Consider the following 8,371-nt stretch of genomic DNA (forward strand, 5'->3'; position numbering starts at 1 on the left):
CCACCTCTCCCCCGCCTTCGGCGGGGGCGAGGAACCCAGGTTCTGAGAAGCCTGGCGCGGCGGCATGCGGCATAGCTGCGCCTGTTCTGCGCCGCAGTGTTTTTCCTCCCCTTGCATGCAACTCACTTGGCGTTTAGCAAAGCGCCGGTTCAAATTCTTTCTGGGACGGTTCTCCATGGCAACGAAGCATCTTTTCCTGCTCCCCGGCGACGGCATCGGTCCGGAGGCCATGGCCGAGGTCAAGAAACTGATCGCGGTCATGAACGACAAGCTCGGCAGCGGTTTTGCCACCGATGAGGGGCTGGTCGGCGGCTGCGCCTATGACGCGCATGGCGCGGCGATCTCCGATGCCGACATGGAAAAGGCGATGGCGGCCGACGCGGTGCTGTTCGGCGCCGTCGGCGGTCCGAAATGGGATGCGGTGCCCTACGAGGTGCGCCCTGAGGCCGGCCTGCTGCGCCTGCGCAAGGACATGGAGCTGTTCGCCAATCTGCGCCCGGCCATCTGCTATCCGGCGCTGGCGGCGTCCTCCTCGCTCAAGCAGGAGGTGGTCGAGGGTCTAGACATCCTCATCGTGCGCGAGCTGACCGGCGGCGTCTATTTCGGCGAGCCGAAGCAGATCATCGATCTCGGCAACGGCCAGAAGCGCGGCATCGACACGCAGGTCTACGACACGTTCGAGATCGAGCGCATTTCGGGCGTCGCCTTCGAACTGGCACGCACGCGCAAGAACCACGTCACTTCGATGGAAAAGCGCAATGTGATGAAGTCGGGCGTGCTGTGGAACGAGGTCGTCACCCAGACCCACAAGGCGCGCTATTCCGACGTCAAGCTCGACCACATGCTGGCCGATGCCGGCGGCATGCAGCTGGTGCGCTGGCCAAAGCAGTTCGACGTCATCGTCACCGACAATCTGTTCGGCGACATGCTGTCCGACATCGCCGCCATGCTGACCGGCTCGATCGGCATGCTGCCGTCGGCCTCGCTCGGCGCGCCTGACGTGAAGACCAAGAAGCGCAAGGCGCTGTACGAGCCGGTGCACGGCTCGGCCCCCGACATCGCCGGCAAGGGCATCGCCAACCCGATCGCCATGATCGCGTCCTTCGCCATGTGCCTGCGCTATTCCTTCGGCATGGTCGAGGAAGCCGACCGCGTCGAAAGCGCGATCGCCGCTGTGCTCGACGCGGGCCTGCGGACGAAAGACATCATGTCCGATGGCATGACCGAGGTCGGTACGGTCGAGATGGGCGACGCGATCATCGCCAAATTCCTGGGCTGATATCGTGACGGTCGACGTCCGCTGGGCGACGATCGAGGACGCGACGGCGCTCGCGGCCATATTGTGCGAGATGGCGGTTCACTACCGGCAGCCACCTCTCGATGCCGGCCGGGCCGTGTCTGCCGCACGAAAATGGCTTGGCGAGGAAAGCCCGGCCTATCTGCATTTCGCGCTTGCCTTCGTCGACGGCGAGGTCAGCGGCCTGGCGTCGGTGGCGATCGCGCACCCCGGTATCGATCTCGAGCGGCTGCTGTTCCTCAAAGACCTGTTCGTGCGCGACAAAGCCCGCAACGCCGGCGTCGGCCGGGCGCTGATCGGCTTTCTCGCCGATCATTGCCTGCGCGAAGGCATCGGCCGCATCGACCTGACCACCGAGGACTGGAACGAGGGCGCGCTGCGTTTTTACGGCCGGCTTGGCGCCGAGCGCCACGGCCAGAAGGTCTTTCTCAGGCTTTCGGGTGAGGCGTTGAAAAGCGGCTAGATCCTGACGCCTGCCGGCACTGGTCCCCAAGGATTTTCGCCCACCTGGGACGGCAGAAGTCCGAAGACCAGCAAGGCAATGCTGCCAATGGGAGTGATGAAGCCCAGCAGTGCAAACCAGCCGCTCAGACCCGCGTCATGCACACGCCGCACGACGAGGGCAATCGACGGCAGGATCAATCCCGAAAAGAAAACCAGGAAGGGTATGAGCCCTATGGCCCTCATCGTCGTCCTGTCCGCATTGGTTTTGAAGCCATTGAACGCTAGGTCAACGAGTATTCCGAAGCCTAGAAGCGCCAATATCCCGAGGGTGTAGAATAGCCAGAAGGCCCAGAATTCCTTGCGGCGGGCGCGACCTTTGAAATTGCTATAGTCCGCAATTATCGCGCGCCAGAAGTAAGCCCACAGACCCATGGAATAGGCGGGCCTGCTCTCGGCCGAACGGCGTGGCTGGCCCGTGCTTGGCGATGGCGCTGTCGGGGTGACGGCGACTATATCGTGCGCCGTACCGTCATCCGGTTGAAACTCGACAAGGGTGCCCCTGGCGAGGGTCACTTCATGGCTCACATCGTCACGGGCAAAGATATAACGCTTGCTGTCGATTCCGTCGATGTAGCCGTAGTCCTGATCCTGATCGTAGTGGAATATCGTGCCACGCATGTTTCTCCCCCGCGTTGCGCAAATACTACCCAGGGTTGTTTGTGATTGCAATACACGTGGCGGCTAAATCCTGACACCCGCCGGCACCGGCCCCCACTGGTTTTCCCGGGCCTGCGTCGGGATCAGCGCGAAGACCAGGATGATCAGGCTGCCGATGGTCGGGATCAGGATCAGCAGGCTGAGCCAGCCTGACAGGCCGATGTCGTGGAGCCGGCGCACGATCATGCCGAGGCTAGGGAGCAGTGTCGCCAGCAGGAACGTGCCGCACAGCCCGACCGTTATCGCGCCCGAAATATCACTGTCGAAACCGCCCATATCCATATCGGTGTACAGGCCGATGCCGCCGATGATCAGCAGGCAAACCGTCCAGAACAGGCAGTAGCCCCAATATTCCTTGCGGCGGGCGCGGCCGGCGAAATTGAAGTAGTTCTGCGTCACGCCGCGCCAGAAATAGCCCCAGAGATCGCTGGGTTCGGCCGGCTCGGAGGAGCGGCCGAAATGCTGTGCCGGGGGCGGGGTTGCCGCGGCCTTGCTGCCGGCTTGAGTCGGTGCGGGGTTCGTGCCGGCGTCAGTGGCCGAAGTAGCGGTCTGGGCGGCAATCGAAAAGACGTCGTGAGCCTGGCCGCCGCCCGCCTGAAACTCGACGGACGCGCCCTTCCGCATGGCAGTTTCACGGCGCAGGTTTTCTCGGGTGAAGGTGTATTGGCTGCCGTCGGCGCCGGTGATGAAGCCGAAGCCCTGGACCTCGTCATAGTGAAGCACTTCGCCGCGCATTTGCCACCCCCGCTCGCCACGTCCTAGCCGAAGGTGGCACAGGGCCGTGCCGATGGGCAAGACGGCCAGCATGGCTACCCTCTTCGCGGCAAATGAAGCATAAGGCATCGAGTGCAACCGCCTTCGACAGAAGCAGACATGACAGTCGAGAGTCCTGACAGTAAAACCGTAAATGAAGATGGAGGGGAAAGAAGACCTCCCAGGCTGGCCATCGACGCCACCGGCCTGACGTTCTGGCCGTCCGGCCAGGGACTTGTCGGCATCCCACGGGTGGAAAGCTTTCTCGTCAGCGCAGCCCTGGCCGATCCCGACCCTTGCGTGGAGGTGGTGGCGTTCCGACCGTGGGAAGGCCGGTTTCGCCCCCTCGCTCCTTTCGAGCAGGACCATGTCGCGACGGGCGAGATTTCACCCTGGCGCCTCAAACGATGGCCTGGGAGACGCACGGCGATGTCGCAGGCCCTCGAAGCGGTGAGGCAGCAGCCATGGGGCAAGCGCGACGCCGACCGCCATCTCGCAAAGACGATGACCCATGGCCGCAAAGGGATTGCCTATCAGGCGACGAGGCTGCTGATCCGGGCCTATCGTCTGTACCAGCGGGCGCGGATCCGGTCGGCCCCGCGTCAGGCTCCAAGCCAACCGGACGAGACTGAACGCGGCTTTGTCTTGATCAGCCATCATATTCTGACCGGGGACGACCGAGCCGCCGTCTCCGGGCGCGCCGGTGGCCTCGCGTTTCTTTGCCACGACCTCATCCCGACACTGCGCCCCGACATGGTTGGTATGAGCCCTGGCGAGGCTCGCTACGGGTCATATCTCGAGCACCTCGTGCGTTCCGGCGCGCCGGCATTTTGTGCATCCGACGAAGTTGGTGCGACGCTGACCGATCATATGCAACAGGCAGGCGTCACGCAGCCGGTGGTATACCGGTTTCCGATGCCTTCCATCCTGTACGAGACGGCTTCGCGCATGGGCGAGACTTCGCGCATCGAGGCCGACGAGCCGTTCGTGCTCTATTGTTCGACCATCGAAGTGCGCAAGAACCACATCCTGCTGGCACGGATATGGCAGCAGGCGCTCGACGAGGGCGTCAAGCTGCCGAGGCTCGTCTGCGCCGGGCGCTGGGGCTGGATGATCGATCCGCTGCGCGCCTATCTCAAGGCCCATCCGAGACTGCTCGAGCGGGTTACGTTCACCGGAGCGATCAGCGATGAGGAACTCATCCGATATTATCGCAGCGCTTCCTTCGGCGTCTTTCCCTCGCATATCGAGGGCTGGGGCTATGGCGCCTCGGAATGTCTCGATTTCGGCGTTCCCGTCATCGTCTCGACCGCGCCGTCGCTGATCGAGGCGAGCGGCGGGCTGATGCCGGCGATCGATTCCAATGACCAGGCCGGCTGGTACGCTGCGATCCGCAGGATGGCGGAAGACCCGGACTGGCGCTCATCGCTGACGGAACGCATCGCAAAGCAGCATCGCCCGACGCCGGCATCGGCCAGCTGGGCTGCCATCAAGGCTGGCCTGCAGGCAAGCGCGTCCCTCCGGCCGAAGTCCTAGAGCAATTCTAGGAAAGGTGTGACGCGGTTTTCCGTCTAGAATTGCGTCAAAACAAAGAGTTAGAGCAGATCGCCGTTTCCGTGAAACGGTGAAATGCTCTAGGTGGGCCGCTTCTTCGCTTTCTTGTGCTTGGGCGCGCCGGTGGTGTCGAATTTCGGCTTGCCCGGCTTCTTCGCCCATGGCTTTGCCTCATGCGCGGTGGCCGGGCGCTGATCGACTGCTGCCGGTGCACGTTTTTCGAATTTGCGCTTCGGCGCGTTGGGGTCGAATGGCGCCTTGCCGCGATGCGGTTTCTTGTCGGGGCTTGGCGGCTGGTAGCCGGCGCGCGACAGATCGGGCGTGCCCTCGAGCCGCTTCACCAGGATGTTGCCTTGCAGCTTGCGATCGGGACCGATCGCGGCCAGGAAGCGGTCGGCCCAGTCGGCTGATATCTGCACGTAGGTCTCTTCCGGCTGCATCTTGATGGCGCCGATCTCGCGCTTCGAGATGCTGCCGGTGCGGCACAGCATCGGGATGAGCCAGCGCGGCTCGGCATTCTGCCGGCGCCCGATCGACAACGAGAACCAGACGCTGTCACCGAAATCGTCGCGACGGCTGGGCGCCTCGTCGCGGCGCGCGAAACCTTCGCCTGCCGGTCTTTCACGCGACGGCGTGAAGGGCGCGATCTCCATGAGGTCCTCGGGGGCCGAGCGGCTGGCGCGGCACTGGCGCACGAAGGCGGCAGCCACTTGCTCGGCGCCATGTCTTGCGAGCAGCGCGTCGATGAAACCGCGTTCGTCGTCCTTCACCGGCTCGTCGAAAACCGGATCGGCCAGGATGCGCTCGTCGTCGCGCCGCATCACGTCGTCGGCCGAGGGCGGGCTCGCCCATGTCGCCTTGAGGCCGGCGTTCTGCAACAGCCGCTCGGTGCGCTTGCGGGCACTGTTGGGCACGATCAGCGCGCTGACGCCCTTGCGCCCGGCGCGGCCGGTGCGGCCGCTGCGGTGCAGCAGCGTTTCCGGGTTGGTCGGCAGGTCGGCGTGGATGACCAGTTCGAGGTTGGGCAGGTCGATGCCGCGCGCCGCGACATCGGTGGCGATGCAGACTTTTGCGCGGCCGTCGCGCATTGCCTGCAGCGCATGGCTGCGCTCGTTCTGGCTGAGCTCGCCGGAGAGGGCGACGACGGAGAAGTTGCGGTTGTTGAAGCGCGCGGTCAGATGATTGACGGCGGCACGCGTGTTGCAGAACACCAGCGCGTTCTTAGCTTCGTAATAGCGCAGAACGTTGATGATGGCGTTTTCCCGGTCGGGCTGGGCGACGCTCAGCGCCCGGTATTCGATGTCGAGATGCTGCTTCTCCTCGCCGGCGGCCGAGATGCGCACCGCATCGCGCTGATAGCCCTGCGCGAGCGTGGCGATCGAGCGCGGCACCGTGGCCGAGAACATCAGCGTCCGGCGTTCGGCAGGAGCGGCGTCGAGGATGAATTCGAGGTCTTCGCGAAAGCCCAGATCGAGCATCTCGTCGGCCTCGTCGAGCACCACCGCCTTCAGCGCCGACATGTCGAGCGAGCGCCGGGTGATGTGGTCGCGCAGCCGGCCGGGCGTGCCGACGACGATATGGGCGCCGCGCTCCAGCACACGCCGCTCCGAGCGCATGTCCATGCCGCCGACGCAGGACGCCACGGTGGCGCCGGTCAGTTCGTAGAGCCATTCCAGCTCGCGCGTCACCTGCAAGGCGAGTTCGCGCGTCGGCGCCACCGCCAGCGCCAGCGGTGCGGCGGCGTGGCCAAAGCGCTCCGCGCCCTCAAGCAGGGTCGGCGCCAGAGCGAGGCCGAAGGCCACCGTCTTGCCGGAGCCTGTCTGCGCCGAAACCAGCGCATCGGCCTCGCCGAGTTCCGGCGCCACAACCGCCTTCTGGACGGGCGTCAGCTCGGAATAGCCGCGTTTTTCCAGCGCCCTTGCCAGCGCGGGAACGAGTGCATCGAAGTTGGACATCTTACTCTTTCGGAATTCGGATTCTTATATGCCCAGCAATGGGCCTGTCTTCGGCGGGCGTCGGGACGCTCCATGAGCCGGATGGTCATGCCGTTCGTACTTCGTGCCGCCGCGATTGTACAGGGCAACAGGACGCTCATCGCAATTGACTCTTGACGCAAACCGCGTAAAAGCCCGCTTTGAACGGGATCGTTTTTTCGATGCGCGGCCTTTTGATGGCTCTTCTTGCATTCGATGCCCCCAGCCTCAATGCACATCATTGGGCCGGGCGCGTCGGCGCGTCCCCTCGTTCCAGCAAAACCCCATTCTTGGCCAAAAAAACTACCAAAACCACCACCAAAACGGTGTGACTCCCTTGGCCTAACCACCCTCTCCCGGGTTCGGCCCGGGGGACGGAACCCGCATCGGCCAGCGGGTTTCTCCAAAAACCAAGCGGAGAGGGACAGGAGATTTTTCGATGAGTTTCAAGGTAGCGATCGTCGGCGCCACGGGCAATGTGGGCCGGGAAATGCTCAACATACTGGAAGAGCGCGGCTTTCCGGTAAGCGAAGTCGTGGCGCTGGCGTCGCGGCGCAGCCAGGGCACGGAAGTGTCGTTCGGCGACCGCACGCTGAAGGTGAAGACGCTCGACCAGTATGATTTTTCCGACACCGACATCTGCATCATGTCGGCTGGCGGCAGCGTCTCCAAGGAATGGTCGCCGAAGATCGGCAAGCAGGGCTGCGTCGTCATCGATAATTCGTCGGCCTTCCGCTACGATCAGGACGTGCCGTTGATCGTGCCGGAAGTGAACCCGGACGCGATCTCGCTGTTCACGCGCAAGAACATCATCGCCAATCCGAATTGCTCGACGGCGCAGCTGGTAGTGGCATTGAAGCCGCTGCATGACTTCGCCACCATCAAGCGTGTCGTTGTCGCCACCTACCAGTCGGTGTCGGGCGCCGGCAAGGAAGGTATGGACGAACTCTTTACCCAGACCCGCGCGGTCTTCGTCGCCGATGGCGTCGAGGTCAAGAAGTTCACCAAGCGCATCGCCTTCAACGTCATCCCGCACATCGATGTCTTCCTTGATGACGGCTCCACTAAGGAAGAGTGGAAGATGGTCGCCGAGACCAAGAAGATGCTCGACCCCAAGATCAAGCTGACGGCGACCTGCGTGCGCGTGCCGGTGTTCATCGGCCATTCGGAAGCGGTCAACATCGAGTTCGAAAAGCCGATCACCGCCGACGAGGCGCGCGATATCCTGCGCGAGGCGCCGGGCTGTCAGGTCTTGGACAAGCGCGAGGACGGCGGCTACATCACGCCGCTGGAATCGGCCGGCGAAGACGCCACCTTCATCTCGCGCATCCGCGAGGATTCGACCATCGACAACGGCCTGTCGATGTGGATCGTCTCCGACAATCTGCGCAAGGGCGCGGCGCTCAACGCAGTGCAGATCGCCGAGTTGCTGGTCGAGCGCGGCCTGATCCAGCCGAAGAAGAAGGCGGCCTGACGGCCGTTTAGTTTTCGCTCACGGGCCGTATCGCCGCTGCCGCGGCGGGCCCTCCGCGGGGGGCGCCGAACGATCGGCGGCCCGCGGCCGCGGGCTCGGCCTTTGGCCGTTAGCCAATCTCCCTCCTTGTGGGGGAGATGTCCGGCAGGACAGAGGGGG

General features: G+C 63.9%; 7 protein-coding genes. 4 read left to right on the forward strand and 3 right to left on the reverse strand.

From position 1 onward, the window contains the following. The first annotated feature begins 175 nt into the window (after positions 1-175). Both leuB and X735_RS135955 read left to right on the forward strand, forming a co-directional pair. Positions 176-1,279, forward strand: a complete 1,104-nt coding sequence (leuB, locus tag X735_RS135960; RefSeq protein WP_023814440.1) for a 3-isopropylmalate dehydrogenase — start codon at positions 176-178, stop codon at positions 1,277-1,279. 4 nt (positions 1,280-1,283) lie between these two features. Further along, entirely contained in the window at positions 1,284-1,760 is a 477-nt protein-coding gene (locus tag X735_RS135955; protein WP_023814441.1) for a GNAT family N-acetyltransferase, read from the forward strand. Here X735_RS135955 and X735_RS135950 read toward each other — a convergent pair. Together X735_RS135950 and X735_RS135945 are read right to left on the reverse strand one after the other, a co-directional pair. Further along, positions 1,757-2,419 (reverse strand): DUF805 domain-containing protein, encoded by a 663-nt coding sequence (locus X735_RS135950; protein ID WP_023814442.1) that lies wholly within the window; start codon positions 2,417-2,419, stop codon positions 1,757-1,759. The genes X735_RS135955 and X735_RS135950 overlap by 4 nt on opposite strands. Positions 2,420-2,482: 63 nt before the next feature. Next, positions 2,483-3,193 carry a DUF805 domain-containing protein gene (locus X735_RS135945; RefSeq protein WP_023814443.1) on the reverse strand — a complete coding sequence of 237 codons (711 nt, stop codon included), beginning with the start codon at positions 3,191-3,193 and terminating at the stop codon, positions 2,483-2,485. Positions 3,194-3,331: 138 nt separating this feature from the next. Here X735_RS135945 and X735_RS0135655 point away from each other — a divergent pair, with 138 nt between their 5' ends. Next, on the forward strand, positions 3,332-4,747 hold the full coding sequence (locus X735_RS0135655) for a glycosyltransferase (RefSeq protein ID WP_031214053.1): 1,416 nt from the start codon (positions 3,332-3,334) through the stop codon (positions 4,745-4,747). 98 nt (positions 4,748-4,845) lie between these two features. Here the strand turns inward: X735_RS0135655 and X735_RS135940 are convergent, their stop codons facing one another. Beyond that, positions 4,846-6,720: a DEAD/DEAH box helicase gene (locus X735_RS135940; RefSeq protein ID WP_023814445.1), complete on the reverse strand. Its 1,875-nt coding sequence runs from the start codon at positions 6,718-6,720 to the stop codon at positions 4,846-4,848. A gap of 457 nt (positions 6,721-7,177) precedes the next feature. Between X735_RS135940 and X735_RS135935 the strand changes: the two genes are divergently transcribed. Then, positions 7,178-8,212, forward strand: a complete 1,035-nt coding sequence (locus X735_RS135935; RefSeq protein WP_023814446.1) for an aspartate-semialdehyde dehydrogenase — start codon at positions 7,178-7,180, stop codon at positions 8,210-8,212. Positions 8,213-8,371: the final 159 nt, after the last annotated feature.

The sequence above is a fragment of the Mesorhizobium sp. L2C084A000 genome, assembly GCF_000502875.1.
Taxonomy (GTDB): Bacteria; Pseudomonadota; Alphaproteobacteria; order Rhizobiales; family Rhizobiaceae; genus Mesorhizobium.